Raw genomic sequence first — 19,567 nt, 5'->3', positions numbered from 1 at the left:
GCTTCCTTCCTCGGATCCACTCTCTCCAGCTTGCTCCGCACCGCTCGGGGGTGCGAACGCCTGACGGCGCTCACGGCATACGACCTGCGTGAACGCGCGCCATCGGGGCACCGGGTGTCCCGATGGCCGCGGTTCCACACATGCCGGTCCGCGCGGGGGGCCGGTCCGGGCCGCTCGCCCGGTCGCCACGCGGCGCTCGCCATGCGGGTGGGATCGGGGGTGCATAACCTGTACGCGGCCTCCGGACCAGTCGGCAGAAGGGACCTGAGGTGAGCGAGAAGGACGGACTGCGGACCTATCGGGACAAGCGGCACTTCGAGCGTACGAGCGAGCCGCACGGCGAGCGCGGGACGCGGGACGCCGCCGGGCGGACTCCAGCCGATGAGCCCGCGTTCGTGGTGCAGATCCACGACGCGAGTACGGTGCACTTCGACTTCCGCCTGGAGGTCGACGGCGTGTTGAAGTCCTGGTCGGTCCCGAAGGGCCCCTCCACCGACCCGCACGACAAGCGGCTCGCCATCCCCACCGAGGACCACCCCTTGGAGTACCGGGACTTCGAGGGGGTGATCCCCCAGGACGAGTACGGGGGCGGGACCGTCATCGTCTGGGACCACGGCACGTACCGGCCGACCAGTCACGACAAGCGGAACCGGCCGGTGCCCTTCGACCAGGCCCTGGAGAACGGTCACGCCACGTTCGTCCTGCGCGGCGAGAAACTGCGCGGGGAGTACGCGCTCACCCGCTTCCACAGCCGCGAGGAGAAGAGCGGAGGGTCATCCGCGAAGCCGACATGGCTGCTCGTGCGGACCGGCCACCATTCGGGCGGCGGCACCCCCGATCCACGGCGGGCCCGCTCGGCCCGCAGCGGCCGTACGCTGCGTCAGGTCGCCGAGGCGCCGGACGCGCCGACATGGCGTTCCCACGGCGGTGAGCAGGGATGACCGGCCTCCTCGACACGCTGCCGCCCGATCTGGTCGCCCGCACCCGCACGGCGGCGCCGGGCATCGACCTCGCGGCCTCCCCGATGCTGGCGACGCTCACCGACCGGCGTCACTTCGCGGACGGCTGGATCTTCGAGCGGAAGCTGGACGGCATCCGGGCGCTCGCGGTGCGCGAGAACGGCACGCTGACGCTCCGGTCCCGGTCGGGGCGACGGCTCGACGCGACGTACCCGGAGATCATCGACGCGCTCGCCGGACAGGACTGCGCGGACTTCACGGTCGACGGGGAGATCGTCGCCTACTCGCACGGCCGGACCGACTTCGCGCGACTGCAGCAGCGCATGGGGCTCACCCGGCCCGCCGACGTGGCGGCGAGCAAGGTCGCGGTGACCTACTACCTCTTCGACCTGCTGCGCCTGGACGGCATGGACGTGCGGCGGCTGCCGCTGCGCACGCGCAAGTCCCTGCTGCGGCGCTCGATCGCGTTCACCGCGCCGTTGCGGTTCAACACCCATCGCAACGAAGGCGGGCCCGAGCTCCTGGCCGACGCGTGCCGGCGCGGCTGGGAGGGCCTCATCGCCAAACGGGCCGACGGCGCCTACCAGGCACGCCGCTCGGGCGACTGGCTCAAGCTGAAGTGCTCCCGCGGCCAGGAGTTCGTGGTGGGCGGCTTCACCGAGCCCACGGGCAGCCGGACCGGCATCGGCGCGCTGCTCATCGGCTACTACGAGGGCGAGCGGCTGCGTTACGCGGGGAAGGTCGGCACCGGGTTCGACGGGCGCACCCTGCTGTCCCTGCGACGGCAACTCGACGAACTCCGGGTGACGGAGTCGCCGTTCGCCGACGCGGTACCGGAGCGGAGGACCGCCCACTGGGCGCGGCCGCGTCTCGTGGCGCAGGTCGCCTTCACGGAGTGGACGCGCGACGGAATGCTGCGCCACCCCCGCTATCAGGGGCTGCGGGAGGACAAGAGCCCGGCCGATGTGGTCAGGGAGCGCGGGGAGCCCTGACCTCCGTAGCCGCGTTGAGCCGGGCCGCCTGGCGCGTCAGGTGGTCGCGTTCGGGGAGGTTGGGCGCCTTGTGGGCCGCCTCGGCGTAGAGCCGTGCCGCCGTCGTCAGGTCGCCGTCGCGTTCATGTCGTACCGGACGAACGTCCCCTCGGGAGCGAGGGCCTGGCCGTCGACGAACTCCCCGGTCTTCTCGAGCCGGTCCGCGAAGTCGCGCATGTACTGCACGTGGGCCGAGATCTCCCCGGGCGTCCATCGCTCCATGGGCACGTCGTTGACCGCGCTCGGGTCGCCACGGTAGTGCTTCAGCAGCAGGTACTTCGCCATGGTGTTCTCCTCGGTCCTTGTGCGACCCATTGTTCCCTCGAGGAGCGCCCGGCCCCGGAGACTCGGAGGAACGGCCTTGACGATCACGACCCGGACCGCGTGCTACGCCACCGGTGGCGACAGCAAACCAATCGACATCCATGCCGCCATCCGTAACCCCGGGCAGCAGGACGATCGGTGCGTGCTGCTCTGGCACGGAATGGGGCCCGATGAACGAGACGTGATGGCCTCGCTGGCTCGGGAGATCGCCGGGTTCGGCCCCACCGTCCTCGTCCCCGACTGGCGTGCGGACCGGCCCGACGGCGGCCGGGAACATCTCACCGACGCCTTGCGGTTCGCCCGCGACCATGTGCGCGAGTTCACCGGCGGATCCGGTCAGTTGGTCCTGGCAGGCTGGTCGGCAGGGGCGGGAGCCGCATTGGGCGTCGCTCTGCAGCCGGACGTCTTCGACGGCTGGAGACCTGCCGCGGTGGTGGGCGTAGCGGGCGGCTACCGGCGCCCGGCACGCACTACGGGCACCGCGCCCCTCCAAGCAGTGGGTAGTCGGACGGTGGCGCCGATACCCGTACGGCTCGTGCACGGCACCAGAGACGAGGTCGTGCCCGTCGAATCCTCGCGCGAACTGCACGAAGCCCTGCTCGCCCACGGCTGGGACTGCGAACTGTCCGAGCCGGTGAGCGACCACGCCGGGGTGCTCGGCTGTGTGTACGACCCGGCCGCGCACCGGTGCCTGCCGACGGACGAGCCGTCCGTTTCGCACATCGGGCGGGAGACAGCCCGCTTGATAGCGGGCACGGCGCTGTCGTCCTCGTAGGCGTTCCGTTCCTTGCAGGGCTTTGGCACCGGTCAGCTCAGGGCCTTGGTCCCCTGAATGGGTGAGGAAGGTCCCGGTATGGCGCCCTCCGTCTGCGGAACCACTGGCGAGACCGCCGGAACCAGATGGGGAGAGGGCGCTATGCCAAGGGACATCGGTGTGAGCAACGAGCGCGAGCAGCAGCGGCGAGAGAGGCCTGCTCCGCGCGCCAGGGGGCAGGGCCGGGAAGCGGCGCGAGCGTGGACCGGCGTCAGGCCGTTCCGGCGGGCGGGAGGACTGCGCCTGGTCCCGCCGTCCGGTGAGCGGCGGCCTGCCGTGCCCGGCAGGAGCCTGCTGCCGCACGCTTCGGAGAAGGCGCGCGGCGCACCGTGCTGGCTCAGCCTGGCCTCCGGTGACGTCCTGGCCGCCAAGAAGTTCTACGCCCGGGTTCTGGGCTGGTGCCACGTCCCGCTGCTCGGGCCGCCGGGCAGAGCGCGCTTCCTCGCGCTGCGGATGGGGGCGCCGGCGGGAACCCTCAGCCAGGCCACATGCGACCTGGGCGTCTCCGCGGGATGGATTCCGTACTTCGGCGTCGATGACGTGGACGCCATGGTGGGCCGGTTGCGTGAGCGCGGCGCCACCGTCGCCGTAGGGCCGCTGACCACGGAAACCGGCCGGCTGGCGGTGGCCGCGGGTCCGCAGGAAGCGGTGTTCGGGCTGCGCCAGCAAGCACCCGACCCGCGGTGGATGGTGGGCCCGGGCCCCGTCGCCCGGCTCGAACTGCACACCCGGGACATCTTCGCCGCCGCCTACTTCTACGGGGACGTACTGGGCTGGGCCGGCACATCGGGCGACAGCTGCGAGGTGGAGTACACCCACGGACAGATCGAGGTGCGCGACGGGCTGCGCACCGTCGCCGCGTTCAGGGATGCCACAACGTCCGGTTGGCATCCGTGCTTTCGCGTGGCCGACGTCGGCATGGCCGCTGTGGCGGCCGCCGGGTGGGGCGGACGGGTCATCTCACCACCCGAAGGGCCCCGCGGCCGGCGCGAAGCCGTGCTGGCGGACCGTGAGGGCAACCCCTTCACGGTCGTCGCGAGCTGAGCAGTACAGAACAAGAGAGTGAGGAGTCAAACGATGTTTCTGCAGGCGCCGGACGTGGACGAGGTCGCCGAGCCGAGCGGACGGGCACGGGGCGACAGCGTCGGGCTGCCGTGGATCGAGGAAGCCGACCAAGTCGCGCCGAAGGATGCCCGGGAGCTGTCAAAGCTCTTCTTCGAGCAGCTCAAGGCACTTGAGGAGGACTCCCCCACCTACCTGTACACACGCAACACGCTGATCGAGATGAACCTCTCCCTCGTGCACTACGTGGCCGGCCGCTACCGCAACCGCGGCAACGGCCAGCTGGAGGACATCGTCCAGGTCGGCATCGTGGGCCTGATCAAGGCGATCGACCGGTTCGACATCAGCCGCGGCTTCGAGTTCGTCTCCTTCGCCGTCCCCTACATCCTCGGGGAGATCAAGCGCTATTTCCGTGACACCAGCTGGGCCGTGCACGTCCCGCGCAGACTGCAGGAACTGCGTCTCCAACTGGTCAAGACCCAGGAGCGGTTGTCCTCGACACTCGGCCGCGAACCAACGGTCGCGGAACTGGCGGCCGACCTCTCGGTGACCGAGGAACAGGTCCTGGAGGTGATCGTGGCCGCCAACGGCTACGCGGCCGGATCGCTGGACAGCCCGCGCAGCGAGGGAGAGGAAGGCGGCGCCCACACCACCGGCCGCTCCCTTTCCGACGTCATGGGCGAGGAGGACCGGGCCATCGAGGTGTTCGAGGACCTGCACGCCTTGGCCCCGCTCCTGGCCGGACTCGACGAACGCGAACGCCGCATCATCGAGATGCGCTTCGGCCAGGAAATGACCCAGGCGCAGATCGGTGCCGCTCTGGGGCTCTCGCAAATGCACGTCTCACGACTCCTGTCGGCCACCCTCGCCGCCCTCCGCACCGGTCTGCTCACCTGCGACTAGCACTCGGTGCGGGTCCGGGCAGCATGCTGCCCGGACCCGCACCGACCACGAAGCTCGTCGGTCGACCGGCTCTTTCAGTCGCGCGTCGTATCAGCCCGGTGGCCCGGGACCAGCTTCGCCAGGTGGTGCAGCGACTGGGTGAGGTGCTCGGGGCCGAAAGGCGGGAACTGGAGGTACTCGCGGATGAATTGCGGCACCGCCGACCAGTCGTAAGTGAGCGTGACCTCCGTCTGCGACGGGCCGAGCGGCACGAGGTCGTAACGCCAGACCCAGCCGCCGAACTCCAGGTGGCCGTCTTCCTTCTCCTCCCCCGTCAGCCAGCCGATGGCGCGCGGCGGGTCGAGCACCTGGACTCTGTTGGCCACCTGGTAGTCACCGTTCGGATGGTTGGGGTGATACATGTCCATCCGGAAGATCTGCCCCACCTCGGTCAGCGGCGCCCGGTCGGCGGCTTCCTGGACCCAGCCGGTGCCATCGATGGCGGGATGGGTCGTCGGGTCCGCAAGCACCGCGAACACCCTCGCGGCGGGCGCTGCGACGGTCAGGGTGGCGCTCACGTTCTCCTGGGCCACGATGTGCACGCTCCTTGTCACCTCATCGAGCCTCCGCGGTGGCGGAAGGTACGTCCTCTACATGCAGACGACCCGGCGATGCGGAACTCATCGGTCGGGCGGTCCGAAGGCGCTCTCCTGCCTGAAGGTGCTGCGCGGCCTCGGCCGCGGTGAAGGAGGAGGCGAAGGTGAACGCGCGCGGGGACGGCCCGTGCGCCTGCAGGTCCGCCAGCCGCTCCAGGGCCTCGCCGACCGTCGGGAGGTGGCCGGCGGGGACCCACCAGAGGACCATGTGCGCCTCGACGTGCCGCTCGAACCAGAGCGGACACCGGGAGACCCCGGGGGTCAATGTGCCGCGTGCCATCCGCGGTGCGGATGAGTCGGTTGCATCAGTGGGGCAGGGCGGCGGGGCGGACTTTTGTGCCGTACTCAAGCGGATTGGGCAACCATCGGCCCCCCGGCCCACACCGGTGGAGTCCGGCCCACCCACGGGCTTGCCTGTTCGAGTTGTCCGGCGAGGCGGAAGAGACGCCCTTCGAGCCCGTAGCCGGCGGCGAACTGCATGCCGATCGGGAGCCCCGTCTCGGCGTCGGCCGTCACCGGTACGGACATGGCGGGCGTGCCCGCCATGTTGAACGCCGTGGTGAAGGGCGAGCGGTCGTTGAGCCGGTCGATCCAGCCGAGGCCGTCCAGCGCCTCCCCGCCCTCGGCATAGGCCCCCAACCGCATGGGAAGCTCCGGCAACGTCGGGGTGAGCAGAAGGTCGTGAGCGTCGAAGTACCGTGCCAGGCTTCGAGCGACCCGGTTCCGGTGGCCGAGAGCGCTGACGAGTTGGCTTCCACTGACCCGCTGCCCGTAGTGGTAACCGGCGAGGGTCTCCGGCTCAAGGGTCGAGGTGTCGATGGGCCGGTCGAAGGCGGCAGCAAGACCGTCGACCAAAGCCGTGAGATTCGCCGTCATCAGACGGGCGTTGGCCAGGACGAACTCCTCCCAGTCGGCCCCGAGGTCGACCTCGACCTCCTCCACTCGATGGCCGAGGGATTCGAGCAGACGCACGGTGCGAGTGAGCGCGTCGGCCACTGGTGCGGTCGTACGGCGTCCGCCCCATGCCTGGTTGAGGACACCGATCCTCAACGAGCCCGGGTGGCGGGTGACTTCCTCCGTATATGGGCGGTGCGGCTCCGTCGCGAAGTAGGGGTCACCCGGTTCCGGGCCGCGTATCTGGTCGAGCAGTGCGGCGCTGTCGCGCACCGTGCGGCTGACGCTGCCGTGCACGGCGAGGCCGTTGAAGACTTCGTCGACGTCGGGGCCCATCGATACCCGGCCCCGGGTGGGCTTCAGCCCGAAGAGGCCGTTGTAGGACGCGGGTATGCGGAGCGAGCCCGCGGCATCGGTGGCGTGGGCGATCGGGACCACCCCGGCCGCGACAGCCGCGCCCGCTCCCCCGCTGGAACCACCCGCGCTCCGGCCCGGATCCCACGGGTTGCGGACCGCCCCGTACAGCACTGGCTCCGTGGTGATGCTGTAGGCCATCTCCGGTGTCGCGGTTCGCCCGAACGTCACCAGGCCGGCGCGGCGCAAGCGCAGCATCAGGGAGGAGTCGGCGCCCGCGACGTTGCCGGCGGCGAGACGGCTGCCCAGTTCCGTTCGCCTCCCCGCCATGGCGACTCCGATGTCCTTGACCAGGAAAGGGACCCCCGCCAGCGGGGCGCTGCCGGAGTTCGGCACGTCATCGGCCGGCCAGGTCTCCGCGATGGCGTTGATCCGCGGGCCGACCGTCTGTGCGGCCTCGCGTGCGGCTGCTTCCAGTTCGGCGGGGGTCACCTCGCCCGTGGCCACAAGCCGCGCGAGCCCGACCGCGTCGAAGTTCACGTACTCGGTAACTCTCACTGTCACTCCCAGCGGAAGAAGCGATACCGTCGAGTGGCGGACGATACCAAGCGGTATCGTCCGGCACGGACTGGTACCGTAACAGGAATCGAGGACCCCGCAGCACCCCCAACTGACCGGACGTCACGGAGTGGTTATGGCATCGACCGCCAGCAGGCCGAGCAGGGTGGCGAAGCTGCCGCCTCGCGAGCGCATCCTCGACGCGGCAGAGGAGCTCTTCCAGAGCGAGGGGATCCGGCGGGTGGGCGTCCAGGCGATCGCCGAGAGGGCCGAGACCACCAAGATGGCGATCTACCGGCACTTCGAGACCAAGGACGCGCTGGTCGTGGAGTGGCTGCGGATCGTCGCCGCCGACTACCAAGCGGCCTTCGACCGGGTCGAGGCCGAGCACCCCGACCGCCCCAGGGAGCAGATCCTGGGCCTGGCCCGCTTCATCGCCGAGGGACTGCCGGCGATCTCGCACCGGGGCTGCCCGTTCATCAACTCCATCGCCGAGCTGCCCGACCGCGACCATCCCGCACGGCAGGTGATCGAGGCGCACAAGACACACCAGACCCGCAGACTGGTCGGCATGTGCGCCGAGGCCGGGCTGCCCGATCCCGAACAGACGGCGGCCGAAATCACCTTCGTACTCGAAGGCGCGCAGGTCAGCACGCAGAACGGAAGCGTCGATCGGGCGGGGGACCGACTGCTGAGAATCGTCGAGGGGATCGTGGCGAAATGACCGACTGGTGGGCGCACTTGGAGGAACGGGCCCGCAGCGAAGTCGATGCGGACGTGCTGCGCGACCGCCGGATCGCAGCAGTCAGGACCGTGTGGGAGGCCCTGCGCACCATGGGGTTGGGGCTGCACGAGGCGGAGCATGTGGTCCAGTCGCGATACGAGGCTCTCGGCGACCGAGTGCAGAGCAGACCACCCGATCCGCTCGACACTCCGTCCCTCGCAGCCCGTGCCGATGCTCTCCCCGGCCGCGTGGCCGCGGTCGAGGCTCTCTGGGACGGCGACACCGTGCACGACTGGTTCGTGGAGCTGGTCGCCGTCCTGGACGACCCCTGCGGGGAAGGCCACTTGGCGACCGTCCACCGTCGCCCCGACCGCTCCCCCGCAGACGCTGCCGCCGAAGCCGGCCGGGCGCTGGCCCACCACCTTGGCGTGCCGTTCCACTTCGCCTCACCGGACACCCCCGACGAGACGGCCCCGCGCTGGAGAGCGGTCCAGCGGCTGCCGGAGGGGCACTGAGCGGACGGGCCATCGGTACGGTCCGCCCGGGAATGCGCAGGCATGGGGACAGGCCGCGCTCGTAGTGGGACGCTGGGAGTGTCCGGCGCTGCTGCCCGAGTGCGGCAGCGTCCGGGGCGCGAGGGACCGAGGCTCCCCCTTGATCGGCTCTCGCGCGAAATGCCCCCGGCGGTGCGAGGCTGCGGGAGTTGCCTCGCCGCCGCGCCTGGAGGGCGGAGGCTGGGGCCGTATTGTCGGTGATGCGGCTCCAGTCGGCCTTGGCTGTTCGAGCCAGGCGGCCTGTTCGCTCCCTTGCGCGAACGATCCTCACCGGCTGCCGGCCGGAGCTCGGATGTCGGCGATCCTCCTGGGGCCGGCTCGACACAACGCCGCACCAACTGCTCGGAGGGCATTTCACGCTGCCCGAGAACGCCCGGGACGGGAATTCAAATGGAGCGATAGATTCCGAATTTTGAATTCCGAATGACAAATTCCTGTGAATGGCGGCGACATAATCGGCCAACCTCACTGTGCCGGTGGAGCCGCCCCACTGGTCGCTGTAGGCTCGAAAATGTGCCGGCATTCATTTGCCAGCAGTCCAATTTCCGCAACCACAGGAGATGCAGTGGAAAACGGCATGGAAATCGAATTCGACCTCGATGACATCCCCGCGGATGTCTTCGATCTGGCTGACAGCGGGCTCACGGTGGAGTCTCTGACGGCGGGCCACGGCCTCGTTGAGAACGGCGCCTCGTGGCCGAGCTGCGGTAGCTCTTGTTCCTCCCTGCCGTAGTCAGAAAACCGCGGCGCCGGGGAGGGAGTCCTCCGCGGCGCCGCGGCCAGGCGACCTGCGCACCCGCCAACTAATTCCAGGCAAGGGCTGCATGTGACTTCCTCCTCCTTCGGAACGCACTTCTTCGCCCGTTTCTGCGGACTTCCCGCGACTCTGCCCGATGAATTGGCGGGCGGTCGATCCTGGCAACTGGCCCAGGATATTCTGTCGCTCGACGATGAATTGGCGAAGGATGCGGAAGAGCTGAGCGATCTGCTCTATACGGCGATCGGTGAGCTCGGCGACCTCTCCTTGAAGCCGAGGCTGGTGGCATTACGCCGCAGCATCCACGGCAAACGGCTTCCGGCCCGCAAGGAATGGGACAAGGAACTGGCCCGGGCGCTGCCCGCAGAGACCGCGGAACGCGTCGGGCGCTGGCTGGAGACCCTGCGGAGCCAGCGCGAAGGCCGTCGCGAACTCGCTGCGGCGGTGGATGAGGACCGCGCGGACGAGATGGTGAAGCTGCTCAAGAGCGCCGCCGATCCGATGTTCAGGCACGCGCTGTCCCAGGCCAGTCCCCCTCTGCTGGAAGAACTGGTGCGCAGCCAGGCCCGGCTCAAGCCACGCACCGTCGTCGGACTGACGAAGTTCCTCTCCCGCGCCGCCACGAAGACCAGCCCGTACAGCACCTTCACGGCGACGGCAGCGGGCACCTGGTCGGACGACGGCCCGGCGCTGTCCTCCTCGGGTGACAACACCATCGCCTGCGTCCTCGAACTGGACCGGATGGTCCTGGACCAGCTCGTCGGCGCGCTGCTGACACACGATGAGGTCGCCCACGGCCTCCAGGTTCGCCCCAACCCCAGCCTGCGAGAGGTGGACGGCCGTTACACCTTCCTCGGCCGTCGTCCGGCCGAGCCGCTCATGTCCGTGCCGGCGACTCCCCAGATCGCCGCATGCCTGCGCATCGTGGGAGAGCAGTGCTCGCTGACCCACCTGCGCCTCACACTCGCCTCCGAGGCGCCCGAGCGCATGGACGCGGTGGCACGGTTCTGCGCACGTCTGGTGACCCTCGGCGCGCTGGAGTACGTCGGTCCCGTCCGCGACCAGTCCGAGAACCCGCTGGACGACCTGATCGGGCACCTCGTCACCACGGCCCCCGGCCTCAGCGACCTGACGGCCGATCTCACCGCCCTGCGCGACGAACTCACCGGGGAACTGCGCCCGACGCAGGTCGACGGCTACCGCACGCGGCAGGCCGCCATCGCGCGACTGCTCACCGCGATCGGCAGACGGCTGGAGCTGAACTGGCCGCCGCCGGACGTGCTCGGCAAGGTCGCCTTTCACGAGAACGCGGTTCTGCCGCACGGTTCACTCACCGCCTCGACGACCGAGTGGCGCCCGGTCCTCGACGACCTGGACGTACTGCGCCGCTGGCTCTCCCTGCACGACCGCATGCTGCCCGTCCGGATGGCGCTCGGCGAGTACGTCAGGCACCGCTTCGGTGCGGGAGCCGCGCCGGCGTTCCTGGACCTGCACACCTCGGTCCAGTTCGACCTCGCCCGCGAGGACGCCGACTGCCCCGACTGGCTGCGAGCGCTGCGTCCCTTCCTGCAACTCAGCAACCCCGTCCCGGCCAGGGTGCTGGAGCACAGCCCGGTGCCCGACCTCGCGCTGCTGCACCGGCTGCGCCAGAAGTCGCTGGAGACCGTACTGTCCGGCATGCGTGACGGCACCGTGCTCAGAACCGACCCTGCCGTGCTCGCCGACCTGGCCGCGGGCTGGCCGGACTGGGTCCGCGCTCCCGGCTCGGTCGCCTGCTACGTACAGCCGGAGCTCGGCGGCGGTCGACTGACGGCCGTGGTCAACACCATCAGCGGCGGATACGGCAAGGGCGCCGGCCGCTGGTCCCGGCTGCTGCGCCGAGCAGGCGGACGGCAACTCCCCGCCGGCAGGCCCGCATCGGACGCGGAACACCTACCGGTACTCGCCGAACTGTCCGGGACCTTCGGGGTGTCCGTGAATCTGCGTGCCCCCATGGCCCCGTACGAGATCGACTATCCCTACACCACGACCGCCCGGCCCGCGGCCGAGCGCATCCCGCTGCGCGATCTCGTCGTCCGGCACGACCCCGGCTGCGGCACACTCGAGTTGGTGGCCGGGCCGACGGGCCGCCGCATTCAGCCCGCCCATCTGGGCATGATGGCCGATCCGCTGCTGCCTCCCGCCGCACGGCTGCTGCTCGCCGCCTTCGGACAGTCGTATCTCCTGCACCCGAGCCTGTCCCTGCTCAAGCCCGCACCCGCGGACCGCAGCCAGGACGTGGAGTTCCTGCCGCGGGTGGAAGTGGGGCGGCTCGTCGTGCAACGGGCGGAGTGGCGGGCCCCGATCGACCACGTTCCGGTGCAGCGTGCCGGGGAGACGGACGCGGAACACCTCCTGCGTCTTGCGGGCTGGCTGCGCGCCCACGGCATCCCGCGGCGGTCCTTCGTCCGGCTGCACACGGCCGGTGGGGACTGGGTGAACAACGTGTTCGCCAAGTCCCGCAAGCCCATGTTCCTGGACCTGTCCAGCAGTTCCATGCTCGCCGTCTTCCGGCACATGACCAAGTCGTTCACCGGACATGTCGCCTTCGAGGAAGCGCTGCCGGACCCCGCCCACGCCCGCCCGGTAGCAGGCTCGGAGCCCCGGGTCGCCGAAATCGTCTTCGAACTCACCGCGGACGGCGCACCATGAGCGATGGCAGGTGGATCAGCGCGCATCTGTTCCACCACGGAGACCAGGACCAGTTGCTGACCGGACTCGTGGACCCGCTGGCCGGTGAACTGCGCGAGCGTGCCTGGGCGGACCGGTGCTTCTTCCTGCGGTACTGGGACGGCGGCCCGCACATCAGGCTCCGCGTCCTGCCCGGCGACGACGCGGTGCGAGACGACGTGCGCGAGCTGATCGAACACCGGGCCGCAGCGCACTTCGAGCGCTTCCAGGCTCCCGATGTACTCACCCAGGAGGAGTATCTCGCCTCCGCCCGGGAGATCGGAGCATGGGAAGGCGTCGCCCCCATCGAGCACATGTACGCCAACAACTCGGTGTGTTTCCTGCCGTATCACCGCGAACACCACCGTTACGGCAGCGGCTCCACGATCGAGACCGTGGAAGAGCACTTCGCCGAGTCCAGCATGCTGGCGCTCGCCCAGCTGCGTTCCGGAGCCGGACGTCAGCGACGTGAGACAGCCGTACTCTGCTGCCTCCTCCTCGCCTGGACACTCGGCAGCCAGGACGTAGCGGACCTCGCCCGGCGCCAACTCGCGAAGGCAGGCGCACGGGGCGGTGGACAAGAGGCCCTGTACGAGCGACAGCGGGACCGGATGCTCGCCCTGGCGGCCGACATGCGCGCCTCCGCACGGCAATGGCGTCGGATGTCCGGCGACGGCGGCACCCTGCGGCGGTGGACGGCGTCGCTGACGCAGGTAGTGGACGCGCTGAATGCGGATGCCACCGCTCCGTCCGCCGAGTCCGCGGCAGACCTGTGCGCGCACCTCTTCGCCAACCGGGTCGGCGTACGCGTCGACGCCGAGGGAGTGCTGCGCTATCTGGCCGCACGTGCGGTCACCGACCCGGACGGATCCCAGGGGGAATGATGTGGCGGACGTTCCGTGTCACCTATTACGACGAGGACCGCGGTGGACTGCTGCTGGAGGCTGTGAAGCCCCTTGTGGAGAGGATCGCGCCGCACGTGTCCTCGGTCCACTACCTGCTGCACTGGCTCCGCGGCCCGCATGTGCGCATCAACGTCGACGCCGCGCCCGAGGTGTTCGAAGACGTCGTCCGTCCCACGGTCGACGAGTTGGTCAAGGCCTACCTGGCCGCGCACCCGTCCACAGCGGCGGTCGACGCCGCGGAGACGGCTCGTCGGCATGAGCGGCTAGCCGAACTCGAACACGAGCCCGGACCGCTGACTCCGCTGCTGCCCGACAACTCCGTGCGGGAGATCCCGTACGACCAGCGGCTGCATGTCCTCGGCAGCCACCGGGCCGCCGAGCTGCTCGCCGACTTCTACGCGGCGACGACACCGCTCGCCTTCGACACGGTCTCTCATCTGCGCACCGGCGGCCGGCTCACCGGGCTCGCCTTCGACACCATGATCGCCTCGGCCCACGGCCTGTCCGGCACCGGCCTTCGACAGGGGTTCGTCTCGTTCCGTTCCCATGCCGAGGCGTTCCTGTCCTGGTGGCCGGAGGCCGAGGGGCTGCGCGAGGCATGGGATCGGCACTACGCCGCCCACCGCGACCAGCTCGTGCGGCGGCTCGAAGTGCTTCTGGCCGCCATCGACGCGGAAGCGGCGGAACCCCTCGTACGCGGCTGGCTGGACGCCGCGGGCGACCCGGTGCGGCGCGGCGCGAAACTGATCGCCGCCGGCGACATGAGCATGGATCCGCCGTGGGCGCATCGATCGGCCGAGAACGACGAAGTGGCCCGGTCCATGCTGCAGAAGAGCCCGTTCCACAACCGTCCGCGCCCGCCCGGAGTCGAAGTCGACAAGGTCTGGTTCGAGGGGTACCGGCTCACCCTCAACTACACCTATCTGCACCTCACCCGGCTCGGACTGGCTCCCGTCGAGCGGTTCCTGCTGTGCCATCTGGCGGCGAACGCCGCCGAGGATCTGTTCCAGGTGTCCGCCACCGACGTACTGCTGCCCGCCCCCGGCCAGTCGCCCAGGGCCGATTCCGCGCGGGTCCGGGAGCCGTCGTGACCGCGCTGCGCAGGCTGTACCGGCTCACGGACGGCGTGCGGTGCCTCACCTCAGGCTCGGGAGCCACCGCCCTCCTCCGCTGGCCCCACGCCGAGGAGTTCGGCAGGCTGACCGGTCCGGAGCGCGCCGTGCTGCGCGAGCTCGTCGACGACCGGTCGATCGAGGAACTCGCCGAGCTCTGCCCGGCCGAGAGCACCGCGGCCCTGGTGGCGGCACTGACCCGGGGCGGTTGGGCGGTGACCAGCGTCGTCTGCGGCGAGCGGACGCTCTACAGCACGCATACCCGGTGGCCGCCACGCCGTCCTCCCGTGCCGGACCGCCCGCGCCGGCTCTCCCGATTCGCTTCGGTCAGGCGGGACGGGGACACGGCGCTCGTGGCGTCGCCGACCGCCGCACGGAGTGTGCGGATCACCGACACCCGGCTCCTGGGAACCGTCATGACGGCTGGTTCGGGCGAGGGTCCGAGCGGCCTTCCGGACGAGGCGGCACGGTGGATCCTGTCCGACCTGGCGGACGCGGGGCTCCTGGCCACCGCCGAGGAGACCGACGAGCTGCGGGGAGCCCAGTGGAGTCCGCACGAGCTCGCCTTCCACCACGACAGCAGGCTGCGTCGCGATCACCGGATCGGCGAGGATTTCGGCGGCAGTTACTGGGCGAAGGGCCGCTTCGATCCGCCGCCCGCCCGGCACCCCACCTGGGGGACCGCGGACGTCGCGCTCCCGCGCCCCGACCTCGAACGGCTGCACGCCCAGGATCCGCCCTTGTCGGCGGTGATGGAGGGGCGCCGGTCGATCCGCTCGTACGACGAGGACGATCCGCTGACCGTCGAGGAGCTGGGCGAATTCCTGTTCCGGACCGCACGGGTGCGCGCGACCGGTCAGGACACCGGCCTGGACGTGTCGGACCGGCCGTGGCCCGCGGGCGGCGCCGCCCACGAACTGGAGGTGTATCCCTTGGTGCACACGGTGCGCGGTCTGCCCCCCGGCCTGTACCACTACGACCCGCACGAGCACGGTCTGAGCCAGATCCCGGCCAACGCGACCGCCCTGCGCTGGCTGATGATGTCGTCGGCGGCCGGCATGAACGGGGGTGCCACGCCCCAGGTGCTTTTCGTGATCGCGACCAGGTACGGCCGGCTGTCCTGGAAGTACCGGGCGATGGCCTACGCGCTGACCCTCAAGCACGTGGGTGTGCTCCAGCAGACCATGTATCTGGCCGCGACGGCGATGGGCCTTGCGCCGTGCGCCCTGGGCGTCGGTGACGCGGACGCCTTCGCTGCCGCCACCGGGCTCGGCGCCCTGGAGGAGACCGGGGTCGGGGAGTTCGCGCTCGGACGGCCTGCCTCGTCGAAGGACGGGGAAGACGGAGGCGGAGTGTGAGGCCCCGACTCCGTGAGGACGCCTACTTCGCACCGGTGGCACACGGTGTGGTCTGGCTGAGCAGCGCCGGTGAGATCACCCTCAACGGGACGTCGATCGCGGCCGTCACACAGCGGCTGGCCCCGCACCTGGACGGCCGCAGGACCGTGGACGAGCTCACCGCGACCCTGTCGCACGGGCACCGGGCCCTGGTCGTCGAGCTGATCGACGTACTGCTTGCGAAGGATCTGATTCGGGACGCCTCCGAGGAGCGGGCCGCGCCGATGGAGGGCGAAGCCGAGCGGGGGTTCGCCACGTACTTCACCGGGGACGGGGGCGCTTCCCACGAGCGCTTCGTGCGGGGCAGGGCGCTGGTCGCCGGCCCGGGACCCATGGTCGCCGCATGCGTACGGGCGCTGTCCCGCGGCGGGGTACGCAAAGTGACGGCACTGATCGACAGCCCCGTCCAGGTCGCCGATGACCTGAGCGACGGCGGCACACAGGGCGCCGCTCCGGACGACGACGCCCTGGAAGGCATCGACTTCGCGCTCCACCTGTTCGACTGTCAGGGCATCGCTCCGGCCCGTCGGCTCGCCGCACACTGCGCGCGGCGAGGGGTTCCCCTGGTGCAGGCGCTCCTGTCGGCGACCGAGGTCGTCATCGGACCGAGCCCCGCGCTGGACTGGGAGACGGTGTGGCGGCGGTTCTCCCCCGGAGACAGGCAGGTCTTCCGGACCGCCCGTACGCCTCCGACATCGGGTGCGTGTCCACCCGTACTGGCCAACCACCTCGCGTTCCGGCTCTATCGCGACGTCACCGGGGCATCAGCGTCCGGCGACTCCCGTCTCCAGGTGTTCGACACCGGCACGCTGGAGCAGTCCTCGCACCGAGTGCTGCCCCTCCCTCCGCCTGCGGGGCCGGTGCAGCGATCGCGTGAACGGTTCTGGGCGTCCGTACGACGACTGCGCGCCGAAAGGAGGTTGACCGAGGAGGAGTTCTCGACCCGTGTGATGGCCGCCGTCGACGAGCGGTTCGGGCCGATCAGAGACCTGGGCGAGGCCGACCTGCCCCAGGTGCCGCTGCGGCAGATGTGTGCCGTCGTCGCGGACCCGTTCTCCGCCGACCGTGTGGAGGTGACGGCAATCGGACCGGACTTCGCCTCGGCCAGGCACCGGGCCGCCCTGAAGGCCATCGGCAGGTACGGGGTGCTCGCCTCCGGACCGCACGCGCCGCATTCCGCTGGGCGCCGCCCGCGCTGGGGGCTGCGCCTGGGCGACGACGCACCGCGGCTGGTCGACGACGATGCCGCTCACGGCGCCACGCACCCGTACGCGCGGGACCTCGGAGCCGGTGTCGGGGCCGGTCTCGACTGGGCGCAGATGGTGACCGCCGCTGTCCTTTCCCGTCACCGAGCCGAGCTGTTCACCGGCTCCGACGGCCGGTCTGACCTGATCGACCGGCCCTGTACGCCGATCGACGAGAAGGCGCTCGCCTCGGACCCCACCCTCCGGAGGTATCACCGGCTGCTCGGCGCACTCGGCCATGACGTCCGTCTGTACGACCTGACGGGTGTCGCCGGGGTGCCGACCGTGGGGTGCGCGGTGGAGGGGGCCATCCGCCATGTGGAGACCGCGCTGAGCTGGACCGCGGCGGCGTCCCACGGTCTCGAACACCTGCTGGCGGCAGCGCAGTCGAGGACGCTCCCCGGAGCGGTCCTGGAGGAGCCGGCCGCCCGCGCCCGCGGGTGGACGCCGCCCGCGGACGTCACCACGGCCGCAGTGATCGACGCGCTGCGGCGCACCGGCAGGGAGCCAATCCTCCAACTCCTCGACGACGACCCGGCGATGGCCCGGGTCCTGCCCTGCGCCGGAAGGGTGGTGCTGCTCGATGCATGAGATGACACCGGTCGTGAGCCTGCTGGGGAACGGCATCCTGCGGGAGGCCATGACGGCCTCCCTGGACAAGAAGGTCCGGCTGCGCGATCCGGCGGAGCTGCGGCCGGACGCGTACGACGACCTCGTGGCGCTCGTGCCTGTCTCGGACAGTTGGACGGACACGCCCCTCGGCGCGGTGCCCGCCATCCCGGTACCCGCCCTTCCCGTGACCGCCGAACTGGGCCACGTCGTCGTGGGACCACTGACGGCCCCCGGCACATCCGGCTGCTGGACCTGTGCCGACCTGCGGCGGCGCCGCAACCGCCCCGGCCGCTACGCCGTGCTGGACCGCAACCGTGACACCCTGGCCCGCAGCCCGGCGCCGTGGCTGACCACCTTCTCCGCCGACGCCATCGCGGCGCTGGTCGCCGACGAGATCACGGCACTGGTCGACGGCACCACACCCCGGTCCGCGTCGGCCCTGCTGCGCGTCTCCTTGGCGGACCTGACCGTGCGCACCCACCGGGTGTTGCCCGAACCGCTCTGCCCGGTCTGCGGAGAGCTCCCCCAGGACACTGCCGAGCGCGCCCTGCTCACTCTGCGTCCCAGGCCCAAGCCCCGGCCCGGAGCCTTCCGGATCCGCAACGCGACCGCCGAACGCCGGACGCTGGTAAGCACCTTCGTCGACAGTGAGACGGGCCTGATCAGAGAGGTCGGCACAGCGGACGAAGGCGGGCTTCCCGTCGCCAGGGCGCCGTTGCCGATGCGTGGACACACGGCGGAGGAATCCGGGTGGGGCCGCAGCGACAGCTATCGCGCCAGTGAGGCGACCGCCGTGCTGGAGGCTGTGGAGCGGTGGGGTGGACTGCAGGCGGGCGGCAAACGGACGACCGTCCACGCCCCGTACCGCGACATCCGGGAGACCGCTGTCGACCCGCGCACGCTCGGGCTCTACACGCCGGAGCGTTACGGGGCACCCGGCTTCCCCTTCACTCCCTTCCACGAAGATCTGCCGATGCACTGGGTCTGGGTCTATTCGTTCGCCCGGCGCCGGCCCGTGCTGCTGCCCGAGGCGTACGCCTACTACGGCGCCCATCTGCTGCGGCCGGACGAACCTCGACTGGCCTACGAGATCTCCAACGGCTGCGCCCTGGGCGGCTGTCTGGAAGAGGCCATCCTCTACGGTCTCCTCGAAGTCGCGGAGCGCGACGCCTTCCTGACCGCCTGGTACGCGCGCCGTCAACTGCCCAGGATCGATCTGGCTTCGGTCCGTGATCCGCGGGTCCGCCTGCTCGCCGCGCATCTCGAGGAAGAGACGTCGAGAACCGTAACGGTGCTTGACACCACCGTCGAGCAGGGGCTGCCCTGCGTGTGGGCCATCGCCGTCGACCGCACGGACAACACCGGCCGGGCCAGGGCCGTGTGCGCGGGCGGCTCCCATCTCGTCCCCGAGCGTGCCGTGCTCAACGCGCTGTGCGAGCTGGGCCCGATCCTGTCCAGCGTGGACCGCTCGTACGGCGAGCATCGCGAGCGGGTGGAGGCGATGGCGGCGGACTCCTCGCTCGTGCAGAGCATGAGCGACCACTCGTTGCTGTACGCCGACCCCTCGGTCTTCTCCCGGCTTGAGTTCCTGTTCTCCTCGCCCGAGCGACGGTCACTGGAGGAGATGACGGCCAGGAGCATCCCCATCAGCGGCGACGACCTCACCCGGGACGTCGAGCACGCCATCGACCGGTACCTGCGGACGGGCCTGGACGTGCTGGTCGTCGACCAGACCACCTCGGAGCAGCGGGCCGGCGGGCTGGCCTGCGCCAAGGTCGTGGTTCCCGGTGCCGCGCCGATGACGTTCGGGCACAACATGCGCAGAGTGGACGGCCTGCCCCGGCTGCTCGACGTGCCACGTCTCCTCGGCGACCCGGCTCCTCCCTCGACCGTGGCCGAACTCAACCCGTTTCCCCATCCCTTTCCCTGAGCCGGGAAGTCCGGTGGGGCCTCTCCGTACCCCTGAGTTTCAGGGGGGTCGTCACACCGCGCACACGCCGGGTTAAGGTCACCCTGGTG

17 protein-coding genes and 1 pseudogene are annotated in these 19,567 nt (G+C 70.5%); 14 read left to right on the top strand and 4 right to left on the bottom strand.

Annotated features, from left to right (window positions below; genetic code table 11):
• Positions 1-269 precede the first annotated feature (269 nt).
• Positions 270-941: a DNA polymerase ligase N-terminal domain-containing protein gene (locus ACZ5WE_RS20215; protein ID WP_467693673.1), complete on the top strand. Its 672-nt coding sequence runs from the start codon at positions 270-272 to the stop codon at positions 939-941.
• Complete coding sequence (gene ligD, locus ACZ5WE_RS20210; protein WP_467693675.1) at positions 938-1,951, top strand: non-homologous end-joining DNA ligase; 1,014 nt, start codon at positions 938-940, stop codon at positions 1,949-1,951. The genes ACZ5WE_RS20215 and ligD overlap by 4 nt, the downstream gene beginning before the upstream one ends.
• 126 nt (positions 1,952-2,077) lie before the next feature.
• Here ligD and ACZ5WE_RS20205 read toward each other — a convergent pair.
• Positions 2,078-2,275 (bottom strand): annotated as a pseudogene (locus tag ACZ5WE_RS20205) (YciI family protein); the annotation flags it as partial.
• A gap of 76 nt (positions 2,276-2,351) precedes the next feature.
• On the opposite strand from ACZ5WE_RS20205, the gene ACZ5WE_RS20200 reads away from it, so the two are divergent.
• The 3 genes from ACZ5WE_RS20200 (at position 2,352) to ACZ5WE_RS20190 (ending at position 5,093) form a co-directional block, all read left to right on the top strand.
• Entirely contained in the window at positions 2,352-3,089 is a 738-nt protein-coding gene (locus tag ACZ5WE_RS20200) for an alpha/beta hydrolase (RefSeq protein ID WP_467693677.1), read from the top strand.
• A 159-nt stretch (positions 3,090-3,248) separates the two neighbouring features.
• A complete protein-coding gene (locus ACZ5WE_RS20195) occupies positions 3,249-4,172 on the top strand; it encodes a VOC family protein (RefSeq protein ID WP_467693678.1) in 924 nt (307 codons plus the stop codon).
• A gap of 33 nt (positions 4,173-4,205) precedes the next feature.
• The gene (locus ACZ5WE_RS20190; protein WP_467693680.1) at positions 4,206-5,093 is read left to right on the top strand and encodes a SigB/SigF/SigG family RNA polymerase sigma factor; all 888 of its coding nucleotides are present in this window, start codon (positions 4,206-4,208) and stop codon (positions 5,091-5,093) included.
• Positions 5,094-5,167: 74 nt separating this feature from the next.
• Here ACZ5WE_RS20190 and ACZ5WE_RS20185 read toward each other — a convergent pair whose 3' ends face one another.
• The 3 genes from ACZ5WE_RS20185 to ACZ5WE_RS20175 all read right to left on the bottom strand — a co-directional run bounded on the left by ACZ5WE_RS20185 (position 5,168) and on the right by ACZ5WE_RS20175 (position 7,534).
• Entirely contained in the window at positions 5,168-5,665 is a 498-nt protein-coding gene (locus tag ACZ5WE_RS20185) for an SRPBCC family protein (RefSeq protein WP_467693682.1), read from the bottom strand.
• A 22-nt stretch (positions 5,666-5,687) separates the two neighbouring features.
• On the bottom strand, positions 5,688-6,008 hold the full coding sequence (locus tag ACZ5WE_RS20180) for a DUF3291 domain-containing protein (RefSeq protein WP_467693684.1): 321 nt from the start codon (positions 6,006-6,008) through the stop codon (positions 5,688-5,690).
• Positions 6,009-6,073: 65 nt separating this feature from the next.
• Positions 6,074-7,534, bottom strand: coding sequence for an amidase (locus ACZ5WE_RS20175; RefSeq protein WP_467693686.1), 1,461 nt, complete (start codon positions 7,532-7,534; stop codon positions 6,074-6,076).
• A 136-nt stretch (positions 7,535-7,670) separates the two neighbouring features.
• On the opposite strand from ACZ5WE_RS20175, the gene ACZ5WE_RS20170 reads away from it, so the two are divergent.
• The 9 genes from ACZ5WE_RS20170 (at position 7,671) to ACZ5WE_RS20130 (ending at position 19,478) form a co-directional block, all read left to right on the top strand.
• Complete coding sequence (locus tag ACZ5WE_RS20170) at positions 7,671-8,258, top strand: TetR/AcrR family transcriptional regulator (protein WP_467693688.1); 588 nt, start codon at positions 7,671-7,673, stop codon at positions 8,256-8,258.
• The gene (locus tag ACZ5WE_RS20165) at positions 8,255-8,773 is read left to right on the top strand and encodes a hypothetical protein (protein WP_467693689.1); all 519 of its coding nucleotides are present in this window, start codon (positions 8,255-8,257) and stop codon (positions 8,771-8,773) included. Before ACZ5WE_RS20170 ends, ACZ5WE_RS20165 begins: the two co-directional genes overlap by 4 nt.
• Positions 8,774-9,377: 604 nt before the next feature.
• A complete protein-coding gene (locus tag ACZ5WE_RS20160) occupies positions 9,378-9,545 on the top strand; it encodes a thiomuracin/GE37468 family thiazolyl RiPP peptide (RefSeq protein ID WP_467693691.1) in 168 nt (55 codons plus the stop codon).
• Positions 9,546-9,638: 93 nt separating this feature from the next.
• Positions 9,639-12,260 (top strand): lantibiotic dehydratase, encoded by a 2,622-nt coding sequence (locus tag ACZ5WE_RS20155; RefSeq protein ID WP_467693693.1) that lies wholly within the window; start codon positions 9,639-9,641, stop codon positions 12,258-12,260.
• Positions 12,257-13,162 (top strand): thiopeptide-type bacteriocin biosynthesis protein, encoded by a 906-nt coding sequence (locus tag ACZ5WE_RS20150; protein WP_467693695.1) that lies wholly within the window; start codon positions 12,257-12,259, stop codon positions 13,160-13,162. The genes ACZ5WE_RS20155 and ACZ5WE_RS20150 overlap by 4 nt, the downstream gene beginning before the upstream one ends.
• Positions 13,159-14,274, top strand: a complete 1,116-nt coding sequence (locus ACZ5WE_RS20145) for a thiopeptide maturation pyridine synthase (RefSeq protein WP_467693697.1) — start codon at positions 13,159-13,161, stop codon at positions 14,272-14,274. Before ACZ5WE_RS20150 ends, ACZ5WE_RS20145 begins: the two co-directional genes overlap by 4 nt.
• Positions 14,271-15,653, top strand: coding sequence for a SagB/ThcOx family dehydrogenase (locus ACZ5WE_RS20140; RefSeq protein ID WP_467693699.1), 1,383 nt, complete (start codon positions 14,271-14,273; stop codon positions 15,651-15,653). Before ACZ5WE_RS20145 ends, ACZ5WE_RS20140 begins: the two co-directional genes overlap by 4 nt.
• On the top strand, positions 15,650-17,527 hold the full coding sequence (locus tag ACZ5WE_RS20135; protein WP_467693701.1) for a hypothetical protein: 1,878 nt from the start codon (positions 15,650-15,652) through the stop codon (positions 17,525-17,527). The genes ACZ5WE_RS20140 and ACZ5WE_RS20135 overlap by 4 nt, the downstream gene beginning before the upstream one ends.
• Positions 17,520-19,478 (top strand): TOMM precursor leader peptide-binding protein, encoded by a 1,959-nt coding sequence (locus ACZ5WE_RS20130; protein WP_467693702.1) that lies wholly within the window; start codon positions 17,520-17,522, stop codon positions 19,476-19,478. The genes ACZ5WE_RS20135 and ACZ5WE_RS20130 overlap by 8 nt, the downstream gene beginning before the upstream one ends.
• The last annotated feature ends 89 nt before the right edge of the window (positions 19,479-19,567 follow it).

This window comes from Streptomyces sp. NPDC033180, from assembly GCF_055577645.1.
Note: the sequence above shows the minus strand (reverse complement) of the source record. Positions and strands in the feature narration are given on the sequence as shown.